At 60.1% G+C, this 17,132-nt stretch carries 16 protein-coding genes; 9 read left to right on the top strand and 7 right to left on the bottom strand.

Going from position 1 to position 17,132, the window contains the following annotated elements; genetic code table 11:
• Positions 1 to 54: 54 nt before the first annotated feature.
• Entirely contained in the window at positions 55 to 1,173 is a 1,119-nt protein-coding gene (locus R5M92_RS02525) for an AI-2E family transporter (RefSeq protein WP_346797607.1), read from the top strand.
• Between the two features lie 87 nt (positions 1,174 to 1,260).
• Here R5M92_RS02525 and trxA read toward each other — a convergent pair whose 3' ends face one another.
• Positions 1,261 to 1,584, bottom strand: a complete 324-nt coding sequence (gene trxA, locus R5M92_RS02530) for a thioredoxin (RefSeq protein ID WP_346797609.1) — start codon at positions 1,582 to 1,584, stop codon at positions 1,261 to 1,263.
• Positions 1,585 to 1,903: 319 nt separating this feature from the next.
• Here trxA and cysB point away from each other — a divergent pair, with 319 nt between their 5' ends.
• Positions 1,904 to 2,878 (top strand): HTH-type transcriptional regulator CysB, encoded by a 975-nt coding sequence (cysB, locus tag R5M92_RS02535; RefSeq protein ID WP_346797611.1) that lies wholly within the window; start codon positions 1,904 to 1,906, stop codon positions 2,876 to 2,878.
• A gap of 39 nt (positions 2,879 to 2,917) precedes the next feature.
• Here the strand turns inward: cysB and R5M92_RS02540 are convergent, their stop codons facing one another.
• Both R5M92_RS02540 and pabB read right to left on the bottom strand, forming a co-directional pair.
• Positions 2,918 to 3,538 (bottom strand): phosphoadenosine phosphosulfate reductase family protein, encoded by a 621-nt coding sequence (locus R5M92_RS02540; RefSeq protein WP_346797613.1) that lies wholly within the window; start codon positions 3,536 to 3,538, stop codon positions 2,918 to 2,920.
• Positions 3,539 to 3,675: 137 nt separating this feature from the next.
• Positions 3,676 to 5,028: an aminodeoxychorismate synthase component I gene (gene pabB, locus R5M92_RS02545; RefSeq protein WP_346797615.1), complete on the bottom strand. Its 1,353-nt coding sequence runs from the start codon at positions 5,026 to 5,028 to the stop codon at positions 3,676 to 3,678.
• 259 nt (positions 5,029 to 5,287) lie between these two features.
• Here pabB and R5M92_RS02550 point away from each other — a divergent pair, with 259 nt between their 5' ends.
• From R5M92_RS02550 to R5M92_RS02575, 6 genes are all read left to right on the top strand, one after another.
• Positions 5,288 to 6,022, top strand: a complete 735-nt coding sequence (locus R5M92_RS02550; protein WP_346797617.1) for a GntR family transcriptional regulator — start codon at positions 5,288 to 5,290, stop codon at positions 6,020 to 6,022.
• Between the two features lie 25 nt (positions 6,023 to 6,047).
• Positions 6,048 to 6,932 (top strand): methylisocitrate lyase, encoded by an 885-nt coding sequence (prpB, locus tag R5M92_RS02555; RefSeq protein ID WP_346797618.1) that lies wholly within the window; start codon positions 6,048 to 6,050, stop codon positions 6,930 to 6,932.
• A gap of 111 nt (positions 6,933 to 7,043) precedes the next feature.
• Positions 7,044 to 8,171: a bifunctional 2-methylcitrate synthase/citrate synthase gene (gene prpC, locus R5M92_RS02560; RefSeq protein WP_346797621.1), complete on the top strand. Its 1,128-nt coding sequence runs from the start codon at positions 7,044 to 7,046 to the stop codon at positions 8,169 to 8,171.
• Positions 8,172 to 8,282: 111 nt separating this feature from the next.
• The gene (gene acnD, locus R5M92_RS02565) at positions 8,283 to 10,895 is read left to right on the top strand and encodes a Fe/S-dependent 2-methylisocitrate dehydratase AcnD (RefSeq protein ID WP_346797623.1); all 2,613 of its coding nucleotides are present in this window, start codon (positions 8,283 to 8,285) and stop codon (positions 10,893 to 10,895) included.
• A gap of 8 nt (positions 10,896 to 10,903) precedes the next feature.
• Positions 10,904 to 12,094 (top strand): 2-methylaconitate cis-trans isomerase PrpF, encoded by a 1,191-nt coding sequence (prpF, locus tag R5M92_RS02570; protein WP_346797625.1) that lies wholly within the window; start codon positions 10,904 to 10,906, stop codon positions 12,092 to 12,094.
• Between the two features lie 48 nt (positions 12,095 to 12,142).
• The gene (locus R5M92_RS02575) at positions 12,143 to 13,627 is read left to right on the top strand and encodes a bifunctional 2-methylcitrate dehydratase/aconitate hydratase (RefSeq protein WP_346797626.1); all 1,485 of its coding nucleotides are present in this window, start codon (positions 12,143 to 12,145) and stop codon (positions 13,625 to 13,627) included.
• 92 nt (positions 13,628 to 13,719) lie between these two features.
• Here R5M92_RS02575 and R5M92_RS02580 read toward each other — a convergent pair whose 3' ends face one another.
• A complete protein-coding gene (locus R5M92_RS02580) occupies positions 13,720 to 13,998 on the bottom strand; it encodes a ComEA family DNA-binding protein (RefSeq protein WP_346797628.1) in 279 nt (92 codons plus the stop codon).
• Between the two features lie 277 nt (positions 13,999 to 14,275).
• Between R5M92_RS02580 and pyrF the strand changes: the two genes are divergently transcribed.
• Positions 14,276 to 14,977, top strand: coding sequence for an orotidine-5'-phosphate decarboxylase (gene pyrF / locus R5M92_RS02585; RefSeq protein ID WP_346797629.1), 702 nt, complete (start codon positions 14,276 to 14,278; stop codon positions 14,975 to 14,977).
• Positions 14,978 to 15,001: 24 nt separating this feature from the next.
• On the opposite strand, the gene lapB is transcribed toward pyrF, so the two are convergent.
• The 3 genes from lapB to R5M92_RS02600 form a co-directional block, all read right to left on the bottom strand.
• Entirely contained in the window at positions 15,002 to 16,198 is a 1,197-nt protein-coding gene (gene lapB / locus R5M92_RS02590) for a lipopolysaccharide assembly protein LapB (protein ID WP_346797630.1), read from the bottom strand.
• Entirely contained in the window at positions 16,199 to 16,516 is a 318-nt protein-coding gene (locus R5M92_RS02595; protein ID WP_346797631.1) for a LapA family protein, read from the bottom strand.
• A 113-nt stretch (positions 16,517 to 16,629) separates the two neighbouring features.
• On the bottom strand, positions 16,630 to 16,926 hold the full coding sequence (locus R5M92_RS02600) for an integration host factor subunit beta (RefSeq protein WP_417339048.1): 297 nt from the start codon (positions 16,924 to 16,926) through the stop codon (positions 16,630 to 16,632).
• Positions 16,927 to 17,132: the final 206 nt, after the last annotated feature.

Below are 17,132 nucleotides of genomic sequence, written 5' to 3' on the forward strand. Positions count from 1 at the left end.
TGCAAACAATACGATGCCGCCATGATGGAACAGATTTAGGTAAGGGTAACGGATATGCCAAGATTATCTGACGAGGATTACCGAAGTATGCCGATGAATGCCACCTTGGCGCTGGCCGCGCTGGTGGTGATCATTGCCGGAATGAAATTGGGTGCCGATCTACTGGTTCCGCTGCTGCTGGCGATTTTCATTGCCGTGGTATGTACGGCGCCCGTGCAGTGGCTGCACCAGCTGGGGCTGAGCCTGCGGGCAGCTGTATGGTTGACACTTCTCGTGCTGCTGGCCTTCATTTCGCTGATCGGAATACTCGTGGTCAACAGCTTCGGTACCTTCGTGGAGGCGCTGCCGGATATTGAAGCACGTCTTTATGAACATTACTGGAATCTGCTTAACGCTCTGGCGGCCAAGGGTCTGGCGATAAACCCGGAGCAGTTGAGCTCGCTCTTCAACATGGATGATGAGGAGAACTCCTGGGTTCCCAAGTTGCTGGGGGAAATCGGCAACTTTTTCATGCAGAGCGTCGTGGTCTCATTGCTGGTGATATTCATGCTCTTCGAGACCCTGAATTTTCGTGCCAAGGTCTCCCATGCCCTGGTGAATCCTGCACCGAGTCTGAAGCGTTTCGGTGAGTTCAGCCTGACGCTGAAGCGCTACCTTGCCGTCAAGACCATGATAAGCCTGGTGACGGGGGTATTGGTGTGGCTGGCGTGTGTCCTGGTGGGGGTCGAATTCCCCTTGCTGTGGGGAGTGCTCGCTTTCGCCTTGAACTTCATTCCCAATATCGGTTCGGCCATTGCCGCCATTCCTCCCGTTCTGCTTCTGCTGGTCTCGCAAGATGGTGGGGTGTTCGAGGCGCTGGTCCTGGCCTCGGCCTATCTCGTGATCAATTTCATTCTGGGGAATCTCGTCGAGCCAAGGGTCATGGGGCAGGCGTTGGGGCTGTCCACGTTCGTGGCGTTTCTTTCCCTGGTGGTATGGGGATGGGTGTTCGGTGCGGTGGGGATGCTGCTTTCGGTATTGCTGACCATGACCTTGAAGATTGCCCTGGACAGTCATCCGCAAACGCGCTGGATAGCCCACCTGTTGGGTGCGGCAAAGGGCGATGGGAAACCGAGGGCATTGAGGGAGGCGGCCAAACCGCCATGGAAGCGAGAAAGAAATCGCTTGCCTTGAGCGACTCGTGACGCCGCCGGATCGACCCGGCGGCTATCATCGGCGTGGTCAGCGCGTATTGGCTCGAACCGGCACGCCTGAATTGGATCAGGCGTTTTGGTCGATGAACTGCGCGAGCTGGGATTTCGATTGCGCCCCGACCAGTGAAGCGACCTTGGTGCCGGACTTGAACAGCATGACGGTCGGCACTCCACGCACCCCCTGTTCCGCGGCGATTTCCGGCGCATCATCGACATTGATGCTGACGACTTTCAGGCCGTCCTGACGCTCTTGTGCAACTTCATCGACCACCGGAGCCATTACCTTGCACGGGCCGCACCAGGGGGCCCAGAACTTCAACAGGACAGGCTGCTCCGCATTGAGGACTTCCTGCTCGAAATTGGCGTTGGTGACATCGATATTATTGGCCATATGCTTCTCCCGTTTGCGTTGCTCTTGCGGTTACGTTGACTCAAAGCGAGCAACTATCATCACGCAGCGTTCGTTGACGCTTTTACTGCGCCAAGTCGGCAAATGTTAGCGGGCATGGGAGTCACTGGCAAATTTCCTGTGTTCTAGAGGGCCGCTAGCCCGGGCAATGGCACAAGGCTGTCATCTTGTCTTGTATATGCTATAAAGTAATTATGGTTATTCTGTTTATTCTAACTAGAGATAAAGCAAGGGCAAAATTACCTGCGGGGAGCGCTTTGCCGAGCTCTGTCCAACTGCGCTATCGCGAGGGGAGACACGCATGAAATTACAACAGTTGCGCTATATCTGGGAAGTGAGTCGCCATAACTTGAATGTTTCGGCGACGGCGCAAAGCCTGTATACCTCTCAGCCCGGCATATCCAAGCAGATTCGCCTGTTGGAAGATGAGTTGGGCGTGGAGATATTCGCTCGCAGCGGCAAGCATCTGACGCGGGTCACTCCGGCGGGAAACGCCATCATCGAGTTGGCGGGCCAGGTCCTGCGGCTGACCGAGAATATCAAGCAAGTCTCCCAGGAGCACAGCGACGAACGGCGGGGTAGCCTGGCTATCGCCACCACGCATACACAGGCACGTTACGCGTTGCCACCCGTCATAACCGAGTTCACGCGTAAGTACCCCGACGTGGCGCTGCACATGCAGCAAGGCACGCCCAAGCAGATCGCTCAGATGGTAAGCGAAGGACAGGCGGATTTCGCCATCGCCACGGAGTCGCTGGAGCTGTTCACCGATCTGGTATTGTTGCCCTGCTACCGCTGGAACCGGTGCATACTGGTGCCCAAGGATCATCCGTTGGCGAAGCTTGAGGGACAGTTGACGCTGGAAGCCTTGGCGAAATATCCCCTGGTGACCTATGTCTTCGGCTTTACCGGGCGCTCGCAGCTGGACGATGCTTTCAGAGCCAAGGATCTCGAGCCCAACGTGGTGTTGACTGCCGCGGATGCCGACGTCATCAAGACCTACGTGCGCCTAGGCATGGGCGTCGGCATCGTGGCCCAGATGGCGGTGGACCCCGAGCTGGATACTGATCTCGTGGTAATCGACGCCAGGCATCTGTTTGCCAGCTCCACGACCAAGATAGGCATCCGTCGCGGGACATTCATGCGCGGCTACATGTATGAATTTCTCGAGCGCTTTGCGCCGCATCTCGACCGCGACCTGGTCGATGCCGCGCTGACGGCGGGGCCACGCCACGAGCAGTCGTTGTTCGACGAGAAGATGCTGCCGGAATACTGACCGGCCCACCGGGAGAGCCTCGCCGGCGGGCGCAGCGGCTCAATGCTGAAGGTGCAGGCCGCACTCACGTTTGTCTTCTACCTTGGTGGGGTCGAAGTAGTCGAAGTTATTGGGCAGATCATGGGCTTGCAGATACTGGTACATGTCGCGAGCGTTCCAGTGCAGTACCGGGGCGACTTTCAACAGGCCATCGGCGTTGCGCGACACCGGCTGCATGCGTGAGCGCTCCGGCGTGTCCTCGGCGCGCAGTGCTGTGATCCAGACATCGGGATTCATCTCACGCAGAGCGCGTTCGAAAGGCTCGAGTTTGACCTCTTGGGTAAAGGCATCGTGTCCCGGGTCATCGATACCCGGTGCTTGCCCTTCGAGTGCCTCGCGGTGGGCGCGTGAACGGCGGGGAAGATAGGTGATCAGGTTGAGGTTCAGGCGTTTGGCGATCTCGTCGGCGAACTGGTAGGTCGCCGGGGTGTTATAGCCGTTATCCATCCATACCACGGGGATATCCGGTTGCACTCGCGTGACCATGTGCAGGATGACCGCCTCGAAAGGGCGGAAGTTGGTGGTGCAGATCGCGTGCTTGCCCAGCCCCAATGCCCATTGGGTGAGGGCTTGGGGATCGTGGCCCAGGTCACGATTGATGGCATCAAGGTCCAACGACATGGCGGCCTCCGGTAATAGTGAGTCTCGAATTCGGGCTGTTAGGCTACCAAACCCCCGTTACCTCGCCCCAATACCGTTTAGTTAGGGTTTTATATTCCTTTATGTTTTAAGTCCTGCCTTTTTAATTCCTGGATTCGTTATCGCAATGCATCGATCAGATGGCGAATCTTGTCCAGTGTCTCGGTGTACTCTTCCTCCTCCACGGAATCGGCGACCAGTCCGCCACCGCCCCAGACATGCAGTGTTCCTGCATCGGCGATCACGCTGCGTATGGCGATGGAGGTATCCATGTTGCCGCGCACATCCACGTAGCCAAGGCTGCCGCAGTAGACACCGCGCTGGCTGGGTTCCAGCTCGTCGATGATCTGCATGGCACGGATCTTGGGGGCGCCGGTGATGGAGCCGCCGGGAAACGCGGCCGCCAGTAGCTCAAGCGGCTTGCTGTTCTCCTTCAACATACCCTGCACCACGCTGACCAGGTGATGAACGTTGGGATAGCTTTCCAGGGCGCAAAGTTGTGGTACGCGAATGCTGCCTGGTTGGCATACACGCCCCAGGTCATTGCGCAGCAGGTCGACGATCATGACGTTTTCCGCCCGGTCCTTGGTGCTGTTCAGCAGGGCCTGCGCCAGCCGCGCATCCTCCTGCGACGTTGCCCCGCGTGGCCGGGTGCCCTTGATCGGTCGCGTCTCGACGTGCTTTTGCCGGCAACGGATGAAGCGCTCGGGGGAGAGCGACAGCACGCCCTTGTCCTCCCAGGCCATATAACCCGAAAACGGCGTGGGCGTGGCCTCGCGCAGCCGCAGGTAAGCGCTCCACAGGTCGCCCTCATAGGGGGCGTGGAAACGCTGGGCCAGGTTGATCTGGTAGCAGTCGCCGGCGCGGATGTAGCGCTGCACGGCGGCAAAGCGCTGCTGATAGCCCTGGCGATCCATGGCGGCGGTAAAGTCATCCTGAAGTGAAAACGTCGAGCTTTCAGGAGCCGGGTTGTCCAGCCACTGCAGTACCTCACGCCGCCGAGGCTCGCTTGCCACCAGCCAGGCCTGTTGCCGCTGATGGTCCTGGATCAGCGCCCAGTCGTATAGCCCTAAGCGGCTGGCGGGAAGCGAAGTGGCGCGAGCGGATCGCGCTGGCACCTGCTGCGCCTCGCGGCCTAGATCGTAACTCCAGTAGCCGATCAAGCCTCCCAGAAAGGGCAAGTCGGATTCCGCTTCTGGAACAGGTAGTTGCTCCAGCAGGTATTGCTGAGCCTGAAATGGCCGTCGCGTCATTGCCGCGACTTCCGGCACGGGGGGCGTACAGGACACCTCTCCCTCGACACTGACTTCCATCAGAGTAAGCGGGTCGCTGCTCATGATGTCGTAATGCCCGTTCGCCTGGGGTCTGCCGCTATCCAGCAGGACGGCACCCGGACGGCGGCGCAGGCTGGCGAACCACTTCAGGGGTGAGTGGGAGTAGGGCAGGGCGGTGATCAACAAGGGCATCGTCATGCTGCATAGGCCTGGCCGGATGGGCGACACATTCTAGAGGGAGGCTAACCGCGACACCAGCCGAGCTTTAGAACGCCTTTTTCACGTTGGCGGTTGCTCCACGGAAAGGTAAATTGCTCGCCGGGATTGTTGACACTCCAGGCAGTGAGCATCTCCGGCAATGCAACGAAAGATGTATAACCTGGCGGCTTTGCGCTTGTTGACGAGGGGGGGGCGGGAAGGCTAAAGTCCATGCATATTTTAATTGTCGACAATTACCATGACTTCACTTGCTTCGTCTCCCGAGCCTTCCGTTCTCAGCACCGAGACCGCTTCACCTGAAGTACGCACCCTGGCCGAGCGCGTTTTCCACCAGTTGCAGGACGCCATAGTACGCGGTGAGCTGGCGCCGGGAAGCAAGATTACCGAACCCGGGCTTTCCAAGACTTACGGAATATCCCGCGGCCCGTTGCGCGAAGCCATGCGACGTCTGGAAGCGCATCGCTTGATCGAGCGCGTACCGCATGTGGGGGCGCGCGTGGTGCAGCTTTCGATGAAGGAGTTGCTGGAACTCTTCGATGTGCGCGAAGCGCTCGAGAGCATGGCCGCCCGCCTGGCGGCGGAGCACATGCAGCCCGAGGAGATCGCCGGTCTGCGCGAAGTCCTGGCGGTACACGAACGCCAGTCGGATCTACGCCGGGGCGAGGCCTACTTTCAGCGCGAAGGGGACCTCGATTTCCATTACCGCATCGTGCAGGGCAGCCACAACAAGATGTTGATGAACCTGCTCTGCGACGACCTGTACTACCTCGTCAGGCTTTACCGGACCCAGTTCAGCGCCAGTGGCTCACGCCCGCAGCGCGCCTTCGTCGAGCATCACCGCATCGTCGACGCCATCGAGGCGGGAGACGCCGAACTCGCCGAACTGCTCATGCGTCGCCATGTCAGCGCCTCGCGGGCCAACGTTGCCGACCGCTACGCCGCCATTCTCGAACAACAGCCTGCGTCGCTTTGACGCCAGCCACTACCAGGAGATTGCCATGACCCAACAGACGCCAGGTGCCCGCTTTCGTGCCGCACTAGAAGCAAAACGGCCGCTTCCCATCGTCGGGACCATTAATGCCTACACTGCCATGATGGCCGAGCGAGTGGGCCATCAAGCGATCTACCTCTCCGGCGGCGGCGTGGCCAATGCCTCCTTCGGCCTGCCGGACCTGGGCATGACCACCATGAACGACGTGGTGCAAGACGCTCATCGCATCTGCGGCGCCACCGACCTGCCACTGCTTGTGGATATCGACACCGGCTGGGGCGGTGCCTTCAATATCGCCCGTACCGTCAAGGAGATGCAGCGTGCCGGCGTGGCGGCGGTTCACCTGGAAGACCAGGTGGCGCAGAAACGTTGCGGTCATCGTCCCAACAAGGAAATCGTCACCAAGCAGGAGATGGTGGACCGCATCAAGGCGGCGGCGGATGCCAAGATCGATCCCGACTTCTACCTGATCGCACGCACCGACGCCTTCCAGAAAGAGGGCCTGGATGCCGCCATCGACCGCGCCAACGCCTGTATCGAAGCGGGAGCGGATGCCATCTTCGCCGAAGCGGTGCATACCCTGGACGACTATCGCGCCTTCTGCGAGCGAGTCGACGCCCCGATCCTGGCCAACATCACTGAATTCGGCGCTACGCCGTTGTTCAGCCAGCAGGAGCTGGGCGAGGTCGGTTGCCGCATGGTGCTCTACCCGTTGTCTGCCTTCCGCGCCATGAATGCGGCGGCGTTGAAGGTGTACCAGAGCATCCATGACAACGGCCACCAGAAGGAAGTCGTCGACCTGATGCAGACCCGTGACGAACTCTACGACTTCCTCAACTATCACGACTTCGAGCAGAAGCTGGACGCCCTGTTCGAGAAGGGCGAGTCCTGATTGCGTTCGCGCATGCAATAACGGATATGACGGCAATACGCCATTGCCCGACCAGCCACGTTAAAACGACAAATAAGCGTTTCAAGACGCCGTATCACGAGGAGACACGACATGGCAGATAAACCCGTCAATGGAGCAGGCCTGCGCGGCCAGAGCGCCGGCACCACCGCACTTTGCACCGTGGGCAAGACAGGCTCGGGCCTGACGTACCGTGGTTTCGATATCAAGGAGCTGGCGGAAAAGGCCAAGTTTGAAGAAGTTGCTTACCTGCTGCTCAAGGGCAAGCTGCCCAATCAGGCCGAGCTAGATGCCTATATCGCCAAGCTCAAAAGCCTGCGCAGCCTGCCACAGGCGCTGAAGACCGTCCTCGAGCAGATCCCCAAGGACGCCCATCCCATGGACGTGATGCGCACCGGCGCCTCCATGCTGGGCAACCTGGAAACCGAAGAGAGCTTCGATGAGCAGCAGGATGCCTCGGACCGCCTGCTGGCCGTATTGCCTTCGATCATCTGCTACTGGTATCGCTACTCCCACGACGGCGTACGCATCGAGACCGAGACCGACGACGAGTCGGTGGGCGGGCATTTCCTTCACCTGTTGCGTGACGAGCCGGCCTCGGAACTGCATGCCCGAGTGATGAACGTGTCGCTGATTCTCTACGCCGAGCACGAATTCAACGCCTCGACCTTTACCGCCCGCGTCTGCGCCTCGACACTTTCCGACATGCACTCCTGCGTCACCGGTGCCATCGGCTCGCTGCGCGGCCCGCTGCACGGCGGCGCCAACGAGGCGGCGATGGACATGATCGAGGACTGGAAGTCGCCGGAAGAGGCGGAAAGCGAGATCATGGGCATGCTCGAGCGCAAGGACAAGATCATGGGCTTCGGCCACGCGATCTATCGCGAATCCGACCCGCGTAACGCCATCATCAAGCACTGGTCCAAGAAGCTTTCCGAGGATGTCGGCGACACGGTGCTGTATCCGGTTTCCGAGCGTGTCGAGGAAGTGATGTGGCGCGAGAAGAAGCTGTTCTGCAACGCCGACTTCTTCCATGCCAGCGCTTATCACTTCATGGACATCCCCACCAAGCTGTTCACTCCCATCTTCGTCTGTTCCCGCGTGACCGGCTGGTGCGCCCACGTGTTCGAGCAACGCGCCAACAATCGCATCATTCGCCCCAGCGCCGATTACATCGGGCCGGAAAAGAGCGAATGGGTGCCGATCGAGCAGCGTAGCTGATCTCGACTCCGGCCAGGAAACGACCGCATTTCAAGCTCAAGCGGTCGGTTCCGCTCCCTGCGCGCAGCCCTCTTGAATAGCCCTCTTCTCGACTTGATGATCCTGGACACTATGAACACTGAATATCGTAAATCCCTACCCGGCACTACGCTGGACTATTTCGATACCCGTGCGGCGGTCGAGGCGATCCAGCCGGGTGCCTATGCCACGCTTCCCTACACCTCCCGGGTGCTGGCGGAGCAGCTGGTACGCCGCTGCGATCCGCAGTTGCTGACCGATGCGCTCAAGCAACTGATCGAGCGTCGGCGCGACATGGATTTCCCATGGTATCCGGCGCGAGTGGTGTGCCACGACATCCTGGGCCAGACCGCTCTGGTGGATCTGGCTGGGCTGCGCGACGCCATCGCCGAGAAGGGCGGCGATCCGGCCAAGGTGAACCCCGTCGTGCCGACACAGTTGATCGTCGACCACTCGCTGGCGGTGGAGCATCCGGGATTCGAGAAGGACGCCTTCGCCAAGAATCGCGCTATCGAAGACCGGCGCAACGATGACCGCTTCCATTTCATCAACTGGACCAAGACGGCATTCGAGAACGTCGATGTGATCCCGCCCGGTAACGGCATCATGCACCAGATCAACCTGGAGAAGATGTCGCCGGTGGTGCAGAGCCGCGACGGCGTCGCCTATCCCGATACCTGTGTCGGCACCGATAGCCACACGCCGATGGTGGATGCCCTCGGCGTGATTTCGGTAGGCGTGGGCGGCCTGGAGGCCGAGAGTGTCATGCTCGGCCGCGCTTCCATGATGCGCCTGCCCGATATTATCGGCGTGGAGCTGACCGGCAAGCTGCAGCCGGGCATCACCGGGACGGACATGGTCCTGGCGATTACCGAATTCCTGCGCAAGGAGCGTGTGGTCGGTGCCTACCTGGAGTTCTTCGGTGAAGGCGCCGATGCATTGACGGTCGGTGATCGCGCCACGATTTCGAACATGACCCCCGAGTACGGCGCCACGGCGGCGATGTTCTACATCGATGACCAGACCATCGATTACCTCAAGCTCACCGGTCGTGACGATGAACAAGTCGCGCTGGTCGAAACCTATGCCAAGCACACCGGCCTGTGGGCGGACAGCCTGGCCACCGCCGAATACGAGCGGGTGCTGACGTTCGATTTGTCGTCGGTGACACGCACCCTGGCGGGGCCTTCCAATCCTCATGCCCATCTGCCCACATCCGAGCTGGCCCAGCGCGGCATCGCCGTGGGGCTCGATGCCGCACGCGAGGAAGAGAAGGCCGGCAAGATGCCCGATGGTGCCGTGATCATTGCCGCCATCACCAGCTGCACCAATACTTCCAACCCGCGCAATATGGTGGCGGCGGGGCTGATCGCGCGTAACGCCAACCGGCTCGGCCTGCTACGCAAGCCGTGGGTGAAGTCATCGCTGGCGCCGGGGTCGAAGACCGTCAAGATGTACCTGGAAGAAGCCGGACTGATGAACGAGCTGGAAAGCCTCGGCTTCGGTGTCGTCGCCTATGCCTGCACTACCTGCAACGGCATGTCCGGCGCCCTGGACCCCAAGATCCAGCAGGAAATCATCGATCGGGATCTCTATGCTACGGCGGTACTGTCGGGTAACCGCAATTTCGACGGGCGTATTCACCCGCATGCGCAACAGGCCTTTTTGGCTTCACCGCCGCTGGTCGTTGCCTATGCCATTGCCGGAACGATCCGCTTTGATATCGAGAAAGACGTGCTGGGCACCGATCAAGAGGGCAACCCCGTCACGCTGAAGGATATCTGGCCGGCCGATGAAGAGATCGACGCCATCGTCAAATCGTCGGTGAAGCCCGAGCAGTTCCGGCAAACCTATATCCCCATGTTCGATCTGGACAAGAGTGCCCGCGCCCAGGTAAATCCGCTTTACGACTGGCGCCCTCAGAGCACCTATATTCGCCGTCCCCCTTATTGGGAAGGCAACATGGCCAGGGAGCGCACCCTCAAAGGCATGCGCCCGCTGGCAATCCTGCCGGACAACATCACCACCGATCACCTGTCGCCCTCCAACGCGATTCAGCTAAAGAGTGCGGCGGGCGAGTATCTGGCGAAAATGGGCTTGCCGGAGGAGGACTTCAACTCCTACGCCACCCACCGCGGCGACCATCTCACAGCCCAGCGCGCCACCTTCGCCAACCCCAAGCTGTTCAACGAGATGGTGCGCGACGAGCAGGGCAACGTGAAGCAGGGCTCCTTGGCGCGTATCGAGCCCGAGGGCAAGGTCACCCGCATGTGGGAGGCCATCGAGACTTACATGGAGCGCAAGCAGCCGCTGATCATCATTGCCGGGGCGGACTACGGTCAGGGCTCGTCGCGGGATTGGGCCGCCAAGGGCGTGGCACTGGCGGGGGTGGAGGCAATCGTCGCCGAAGGGTTCGAGCGCATTCACCGCACCAACCTGATCGGCATGGGCGTGATGCCGCTGGAGTTCGAGCCGGGAACCACGCGCGTGACCCTGGGGCTGGATGGCACTGAAACATTTGATGTGGAAGGTGCCGTCTCGCCAGGCGCGATGCTGACGCTGGTGATCCATCGCCACAACGGCGACAGCGAACGCGTCGCGGTGAAGTGCCGCCTGGATACCGCCGAGGAAGTGTCGATCTACACCGCTGGCGGCGTATTGCAGCGTTTTGCCCAGGATTTCCTTGAATCGGAAGTGGCTGCTTGAGGATGCCCATGAATCACGTTCCACAGATCAAGATCCCCGCCACCTACATGCGTGGCGGTACCAGCAAGGGCGTCTTCTTCAGCCTCCAGGACCTGCCCGAGGCCGCGCAGGTCCCGGGCCGGGCGCGGGATGCCCTGCTGCTGCGAGTGATCGGCAGCCCCGACCCCTATGCCAAGCAGATCGACGGCATGGGTGGCGCCACGTCCAGCACCAGCAAGACGGTCATTCTGTCGAAGAGCACCCAGCCAGACCACGACGTCGACTACATGTTCGGCCAGGTCTCCATCGACAAGCCTTTCGTCGACTGGAGCGGCAACTGCGGCAACCTTTCCGCGGCGGTGGGAGCTTTCGCCATTCATGCCGGCCTGGTCGAGGCCGATCGTCTCCCGCACGACGGTGTCGCCACCGTGCGTATCTGGCAGGCGAATATCGCCAAGACCATCGTCGCTCGCGTGCCGATGAGCGACGGCGCCGTGCAGGAAACCGGTGACTTCGAACTCGATGGCGTCACTTTCCCGGCGGCGGAAATCGCGGTCGAGTTTATGGACCCGGCCGACGGGGAAGGCCCGATGTTCCCCACCGGCAACCTGGTCGATGATCTCGAGGTGCCGGAAGACGTGGCGGCGGGAGGCGTGCTGCAAGCCACCATGATCAACGCCGGTATTCCTACCATCTTCGTCAATGCCGAGGATCTGGGTTATACCGGCACCGAACTGCAAGACGCGATCAACGGCGACACCAAGGCGCTGGCGCGGTTTGAAACCCTGCGCGCGCATGGGGCGCTGCGCATGGGGTTGATCCAGAACCTGGAAGAAGCCGCCAATCGTCAGCACACGCCGAAGATCGCCTTCGTCGCCAAGCCGGCAGACTATATCTCCTCGAGTGGTAAGCATATCAAGGCCGACGAAGTGGATCTGTCGGTACGCGCACTCTCCATGGGCAAGCTTCACCACGCCATGATGGGGACGGCGGCAGTGGCCATCGCCACGGCGGCGGCGGTGCCCGGTACCCTGGTCAGCCAGGCGGCGGGTGGCGGGGAGCGGACCAGTGTGCGCTTCGGTCATCCTTCCGGCACCTTGCAGGTGGGAGCCCAGGCGAGCCAGGTCGATGGCGAGTGGACGGTCGACAAGGCGGTCATGAGCCGTAGTGCCCGGATACTGATGGAGGGCTGGGTACGTGTGCCGGGAGACGCCTTCTAGGCTATTGTTTCCTGTACTAACGTTTCCTGAACAGCGAAGGAGGCCGAGATGAGCGCGACCGTGGAGACCAACGTACGTCCCGACTACGATGGCGAACTACAGAAGATTGCCGATTATGTACTCGGGTTCGAGATCGAAAGTGCCGAGGCCTGGGATACTTCGCGCAACTGCCTGATGGATACGCTGGGCTGCGGCCTGCTGGCGCTGCGCTTTCCCGAATGCACCAAGCATCTCGGCCCGCTGGTGGAAGGCACCACCGTGCCACATGGGGCGCGTGTGCCCGGTACCTCGTTTCGCCTGGACCCGGTCAAGGCGGCGTGGGACATCGGCGCCATCATCCGCTGGCTCGACTACAACGATACCTGGCTGGCGGCGGAGTGGGGGCACCCATCGGATAATTTGGGGGCCATCCTGGCCGTGGCGGACCATCTCTCGCAAAAGCGCGTCGCCCAAGGCGAGGCGGCGCTCACCATGCGCGATGTACTGGAAGGCATGATCCTGGCCCATGAAATCCAGGGAGTCCTGGCGCTGGATAACTCCTTCAACCGCGTGGGATTGGATCATGTCGTGCTGGTCAAGGTGGCTTCCACGGCGGTAGCGGCCAAGTTGATGGGCGCCAGCCGGGAACAGCTGCTTTCCGCCCTGTCCCACGCCTGGGTCGACGGCCAGAGCCTGCGCACCTATCGCCATGCGCCCAATGCGGGATCGCGCAAGAGCTGGGCGGCCGGCGATGCGACATCACGCGGGGTGAGATTGGCCGATATCGCCATGCGGGGGGAAATGGGCGTGCCGGGAGCGCTGACGGCGCCTCAGTGGGGTTTTTACGATGTGCTGTTCAGCCATACCAACAAGGACTTGGCCACCAAGCCAGAGGGTGAGCGGAAGTTTACCTTCCAGCGCGATTTTGGCTCCTATGTGATGGAAAATATACTCTTCAAGATTTCCTTTCCGGCGGAATTTCACGCACAGACGGCCTGTGAGGCTGCGGTCATGCTGCATTCGCAAGTCAAGGATCGCCTGGAGGAAATCGACAAGATCGAATTGACTACCCACGATTCGGCGATTCGCATCATTTCCAAGTCCGGCAGCCTGGCCAATCCGGCCGACCGCGATCACTGCCTGCAGTATATGGCGGCCGTACCGCTGGCGTTCGGTAGCCTGGTGGCGGAGCACTACGAAGATGAGTTTCACGCCGCCAACCCCATCATCGATGAGCTGCGCGAGAAAATGGTAGTGGTGGAGGATGAACGTTACTCCAAGGATTACCACGATCCCTCGAAGCGCTCCATCGCCAACGCTATTCAGGTATTTTTCCGCGATGGAAGTAGTACCGACAGGATCGAAGTCGAGTATCCGATAGGTCATCGTCGCCGGCGCGTCGAGGGCATCACCGTGCTCGAAGACAAGTTCCGGCGCAATCTGGCGACACGTTTTCCTGCCGCCCGCTGCGAGAAGATCTTTGACTTATGTACAGATCAGGCGCGTCTGGAGAAAACGCCGGTACACAAGTTCGTCGACCTGTTCGTCATATAACCACACGGCGTAATGCCGCAAGAAAAAGAGCCAGGCCCAGCTCGGAATCGTTGGGACTGGCTCTTGTCGGATTGAGCAATATGCAGCGATGGCTAGAAATCGAGCTGATCGCGCATGCGGTCGACCGTTACCGGACCGATGCCACTGACGCGTGTCAGGTCATCGGCATCAGTGAAGTCGCCATTGGTCTCGCGCTCTTCAATAATGGCTTCCGCGCGGCTGGGGCCTACGCCCGGCAGTTCGGCGAGCAGCTCGGCATCTGCTGTATTGACATTGATGGGAGCGACTTCCTGCGCCATGGCAGTGGAAACTCCTCCCAAGGCGATGCAGAACAGCAGTGCCAGTACCATCCCTCTAAGCGTTAACGTCATGTTTTGATCCCTTTATAATCCAGCTATGTAGCTAACCACCATGCTCAATGAGTCGGTAGAAAAGTGGTTTCGTTTGGGGACACGAGTTGGTGTCCTAGTTAAAACTAATCAGAAATCTCATTCTTGGCTGTGGGCGATAGACGTTTCTATGTGTAAGCTTCTGCCTTTATGTGGTAAGGAGATGTCTTACAACGTGCGAGTCGCCAGATGTTATACTTTTATACTCTCGTGAAGCCGTCCCGATAGACCGTCTCGATAAACCGTCTGGAGCCACCCCGTGTCGATTGACTCACCCTTGATCATTGCGCTGGATTACGCGTCGCTGGATGCGGCCTTATGCATGGCCGACCGGCTGGACCCCCGTCATTGTCGCGTCAAGGTAGGCAAGGAATTGTTCACCCGTAGTGGCCCGAGTGTGCTGGAAGCCTTGCATGGGAGAGGATTCGAAGTCTTCCTTGATCTCAAGTTCCACGATATTCCCAATACGGTTGCCGGCGCGGTACAGGCGGCGGCGGAGCAGGGCGTGTGGATGGTCAATCTGCATGCCGGCGGCGGGCGCCGCATGATGGAGGCGGCTCGTGAGCGACTCGAGCGTCACTCTCTCGAGACCCACCTGATCGCGGTGACCGTATTGACCAGCCTGACGGCGGAAGACCTGCATGAAGTGGGGATCACCCAGACGCCTGCCGAGCATGTCGAGCGCCTAGCTCAGTTGGCTCAGCAAAGCGGCATGCACGGGGTCGTGTGCTCGGCTCAGGAAGCCGCGCGACTGAAGGAGCGCTGTGGTGATGCGTTTCTCAAGGTTACTCCCGGTATTCGGCCGAGTTTCGCCGCTGCCGACGATCAGCAGCGTATCATGACGCCCAGCGAGGCCATGCGGGCCGGCAGTACCCATCTCGTTATCGGACGCCCTGTGACCCAGGCAGAAGATCCCATGGCGGCGTTGGCGGCCATCGAAGCCGAATTGACCACGCGTTAATGGAATGCCGAGTTTTTGATCGAGCTACTCGCCCTCAATACCGGTGATAGGCTTGATGGTGCCCCAGTCGCGGCAACTGGGACATTGCCACTGTAGTCGTTCGATAGTGAAGCCACAGCGCCGGCAGCGATGTCGAGGGCGTTGGTCGAGTAGTGCCTGGGTGTGGCGCTTCAGCAGCAGCAGGCGGGTGTCGGTCGCTCTGCCAGCCAGTTGCTGGCTCTCCACGTAGAGATCGACAAGATAATCGATTCCGCCCAGGCTGGGAGCTCGGTTGAGCTGCTCCCCGACTACCTCTATCGCGGTATCGATCCCTTCCTGGTGATGCACCGTTTCACCCAGCAATACGATGGTGCTGGTATAAGGGGCGCGGGCCAGCAGCTGCTCGAGATGCCGGCGTAATCCTGGCTCGTCATCGTTGAGCAGATAGGCTCGCTTGAGCAGGGGCAGCAGGGTGGGGATGTGTTCGCTGTCCTGGTCGGGTACATGGCCAAGCTGCTCGATGGCGCGGGTATAATGGCCATCTTCCATGGCAAGTTCCGCTAGCAAGAGCGTGGCGCGTACGCAGTCGGCGTCCAGCTGCAAGGCCTTGCGCAAGTGGCGTTTGGCCATGGCGCGGCTGGCTTGCCGCCTGTCCTCCTCGGCCAGTTCGCAGAACCAGTGTGCCGTAGGGCGCCGCATCTCCGGGTGGCGTTTCAGGGTTCCCAACGTGACGTCGATTGCGGCCTGCCATTCTCCCTCTCGTTCCAGCAAGTCGACCAGCAAGGCTTTCCCGGTCTGGCGGTGAGAATCGTCCCGACTGGTTTCCAGTAGCTGAGTCAGGAGACGCTGGGCGCGATCGTACAGACCAAGCACCATGAAGTCCCGGGCCAGTTCGAGTTGAATCTGCTCGTTCTTGTGAGGAGCGAGTGCGGGGCGGGCGAGCAGGTTCTGGTGGATACCGACAGCCTTGTCGGCCTCTCCACGCGAACGGAACAGCTTGCCCAGGGCTATATGGGTATCGACGGTCTCGCTGTTTACCTCGAGAACATTGACGAAGGTCTCGATGGCCTGGTCGGGTTGTTCATTGAGGAGGTGGTTCAACCCGACGAAATACTCTTGGGACAGCTCGGTGTTTGAGGGCGGCGAGGCGGTGGAGCGGGTGCGATGGGATTGCCACCGGCCCAATCCATAACCGATGGCAATCGCTGCCAACAGAACAGCCAGCAGCACGACATCGGTCATTTAGGCGACTTCCTTCAGCTCCTGCTTTAGCCCCTGGGTCCGCAGGTGATCAAGTTCCTTGCGCTGCTGCTTGTTCTGGCGTTCGGTGCGGGATAGGTGGGCTCGCAAGCGAACGTAAACTCCTATCATGGCCAGCATGCCGAGGACGACGCCAAAGGCGAGCGTGGCCAGCAGCCAGACCGATAGCGAAACGGGAGGCAGCTCCACCCAGATCAGGTTCAAAGCAACAGTCTGCTGGTTGTTTACGGCGAAAAGAATGCCGATCAGCAGAACGAAAAGCAAAATGATGGCCAGAATCAGCCCTTTGATCCAACGCATGAGGATTTCCTAGTCAGTGGCTCGTTCGGTCTATTGTGAATGAGTCGGCGCCCGGCGTCATCCGCATAAGGTCGGATAAACCGGCATCCTTGCAGCCTGTTGCGTTACGCGGATCAATAACCCAGCGCTCGGCTGGCATCGACCTGTTCGCGTAATTCCTTGCCAGGCTTGAAGTGTGGAACATACTTTCCCTCCAGCTCCACGGCGTCACCCGTCTTGGGATTGCGTCCAGTACGCGGTTCACGGTAATGAAGGGAAAAGCTGCCAAAACCGCGTATCTCGACTCGGCCTCCATCCGCCAGGGCGAAGGTAATGTCATCCAGAATCAGGCGGACCGCCGTTTCCACTTCCTTGACGGAGAGTTCCGGTTGGCGCATCGCGATTTGTTCGATCAATTCTGATTTGGTCATCAGTTGGCTCCGTGCGAACGTTAAAGGTCGTGGCGCGCTTCCGACCTCTGTGCCACTCACCTCAGCATACTGTGCAATATGAGATAAAACAATCGAGATAAAACAAGGTACTAGGATGATCGCAGTCAAAGGAGAATAGCGTTGCTGGCGCACCCCATCGGCTCAGGTATACTGGCGCTACATTCACCGTAGCAACGAGGCCGACG

Origin of the sequence: Halomonas sp. Bachu 37, assembly GCF_039691755.1 — a bacterium.
In the GTDB taxonomy this organism is placed as follows: domain Bacteria; phylum Pseudomonadota; class Gammaproteobacteria; order Pseudomonadales; family Halomonadaceae; genus Vreelandella; species Vreelandella kashgarensis.

Coding starts and splice junctions, on each gene's coding strand:
- cysB (WP_346797611.1), top strand. CDS start 1,904: ATGAAATTACAACAGTTGCGCTATATCTGGGAAGTGAGTCGCCATAAC.
- acnD (WP_346797623.1), top strand. CDS start 8,283: ATGAACACTGAATATCGTAAATCCCTACCCGGCACTACGCTGGACTAT.
- prpC (WP_346797621.1), top strand. CDS start 7,044: ATGGCAGATAAACCCGTCAATGGAGCAGGCCTGCGCGGCCAGAGCGCC.
- R5M92_RS02600 (WP_417339048.1), bottom strand. CDS start 16,926: ATGACCAAATCAGAATTGATCGAACAAATCGCGATGCGCCAACCGGAA.
- trxA (WP_346797609.1), bottom strand. CDS start 1,584: ATGGCCAATAATATCGATGTCACCAACGCCAATTTCGAGCAGGAAGTC.
- lapB (WP_346797630.1), bottom strand. CDS start 16,198: ATGACCGATGTCGTGCTGCTGGCTGTTCTGTTGGCAGCGATTGCCATC.
- prpF (WP_346797625.1), top strand. CDS start 10,904: ATGAATCACGTTCCACAGATCAAGATCCCCGCCACCTACATGCGTGGC.
- R5M92_RS02580 (WP_346797628.1), bottom strand. CDS start 13,998: ATGACGTTAACGCTTAGAGGGATGGTACTGGCACTGCTGTTCTGCATC.
- R5M92_RS02550 (WP_346797617.1), top strand. CDS start 5,288: ATGACTTCACTTGCTTCGTCTCCCGAGCCTTCCGTTCTCAGCACCGAG.
- prpB (WP_346797618.1), top strand. CDS start 6,048: ATGACCCAACAGACGCCAGGTGCCCGCTTTCGTGCCGCACTAGAAGCA.
- R5M92_RS02595 (WP_346797631.1), bottom strand. CDS start 16,516: ATGCGTTGGATCAAAGGGCTGATTCTGGCCATCATTTTGCTTTTCGTT.
- pabB (WP_346797615.1), bottom strand. CDS start 5,028: ATGACGATGCCCTTGTTGATCACCGCCCTGCCCTACTCCCACTCACCC.
- R5M92_RS02525 (WP_346797607.1), top strand. CDS start 55: ATGCCAAGATTATCTGACGAGGATTACCGAAGTATGCCGATGAATGCC.
- R5M92_RS02575 (WP_346797626.1), top strand. CDS start 12,143: ATGAGCGCGACCGTGGAGACCAACGTACGTCCCGACTACGATGGCGAA.
- R5M92_RS02540 (WP_346797613.1), bottom strand. CDS start 3,538: ATGTCGTTGGACCTTGATGCCATCAATCGTGACCTGGGCCACGATCCC.